Origin of the sequence: Streptomyces sp. NPDC057654 (genome assembly GCF_042800135.1) — a bacterium.
Lineage (GTDB): Bacteria > Actinomycetota > Actinomycetes > Streptomycetales > Streptomycetaceae > Streptomyces.
Map to the genome: position 1 here is coordinate 1 of NZ_JBHVHQ010001331.1, position 1,520 is coordinate 1,520.

Consider the following 1,520-nt stretch of genomic DNA (forward strand, 5'->3'; position numbering starts at 1 on the left):
CCACCACCCCGCGCACTGGATGCGGCTCCCGAACCGGGTCACGGGGACTGCGGTGCGGTCGGTGGAACGGGTACTGCTCGGTGCTGTCGGTCTGTCGGGTGCTGCCGGTCCTGCTCGTCCTGCCTGTGCTGCCGGTCCTGCGGGTGTTTCTGGTTACTGCTCGGTGCTGCTGGGGCCGCTGGTGCCGCCAGGGGCTGCCGCTACGGCTGTTGCGGCCCCGTGGACGCCCCGTAGACGTCCCGTGACGTCAGCGGGCCCCGACGCGGGCCATGGCCCCGCGGTGCGCCGTCTGGAGGCCGACTCCGGCGGGTTCCGCCGTGGCCCGGGCCGCCGGCTGCCGTCCGGAGGCGCCGGGTGCGCCGCCGCCCGCGCCGTTCGTGGCCGGCGCGCGCCGCGGCTGGGCGGCGACCCCGTTCTGCACGTCCATGACGGCGTGCGCCACGAGCCCGCCCATCGGGTCGTGCCTGATGAGGTCCCGGAGCCGGGAGCGCGACGAACGCCCCTCGTTGCCGGGGTAGAGGTGCTTGCCGAGGCCGACCGCGTGGGCCAGCGCGGCGAGCGCCGCGGTCCGCGGGTCCGGCGGTACGCCGGTGCGGATCGCACTGTCCAGCCGGGCCCTGATTTCCCGGCTTATCGCCGTCTCCGTCGCTTGGTAGCGCGTCGTCGGCAGCACCCCGCACATCTGGCCCGCGACGGCATGGACCATGCCGCACCGCTCCAGATGCGTGAGATACGTCTGGCGGAGCCCCAGCCGGGGCCCGCCGATCCAGTGGACGGCGCGCACCGGGCTGCCGCGTCGGCGCAGCAGTTCGAGCGCGGAGTCCAAAGTCGGATCTCCTGTCGGCCGTGGCATCACCACGGCGATACGATCCCCGTCTGGGGCTATCCGTCCTGCCAGAGCCAGCTCTACTAGCTGGGCCCCGGCAAGGCCGAGGTCGAGCGACTGCGGCTGCGCCGTGGTACCCGTGGCCGGGTCCAAGGCGAGCAGCAGAAGCTCCTCCGGAATTGTTCTGCGGCTCCTGCCCATCCATGCCTCCCCGCGTGGATGAATGACAGGGTGACCCCTCTCACATTCATCTGTCGAGAGCGCGTGGTTGCTTCGGGAGGGAACCGGTAGGTATGTCGTTCTCGTCTAGCAGGTGGGCGACGCCCTCTGGCGGTGCGGCTGCGCGAAGGTGCGGCGGCGACACAGGACACTGGTAGACATTCAACACGGTTGGCCCGCGGGACGTGGACGCGATCAGGCGTCGTTCGTCCCGCGAGGCATATCGCGAGGTTTTCGAGGAGGCATCGGTGGCGGGCGAGTCCCCCGACAGGTCGGAGCAGCGGAAGTCGTCGGGGGCGAACGATCGGGGCGAACGCGACCCGAGGGTCGCGGTCTTCCGGGCGTCGGACTCCGAGTCGGGTTCCGGGTCGGAGTCGAAGGCGGAAGCCGCGGGGCCCGAGGGCGCCGCAGCCGGGCGGGCGGACGTGCCCGCGCAGGACCCGGGTGGCGCGGGCGCGGACGAGGAGCACGAGAC

2 protein-coding genes are annotated in these 1,520 nt (G+C 72.6%); one reads left to right on the forward strand and one right to left on the reverse strand.

Going from position 1 to position 1,520, the window contains the following annotated elements; all coding sequences use genetic code 11:
• Positions 1-247: 247 nt before the first annotated feature.
• Positions 248-1,027: a GPP34 family phosphoprotein gene (locus tag ACFU99_RS43330; protein WP_363225488.1), complete on the reverse strand. Its 780-nt coding sequence runs from the start codon at positions 1,025-1,027 to the stop codon at positions 248-250.
• 266 nt (positions 1,028-1,293) lie between these two features.
• On the opposite strand from ACFU99_RS43330, the gene ACFU99_RS43335 reads away from it, so the two are divergent.
• On the forward strand, positions 1,294-1,520 hold a 227-nt coding region (locus ACFU99_RS43335; RefSeq protein ID WP_384404215.1), incomplete at its 3' end, for a hypothetical protein.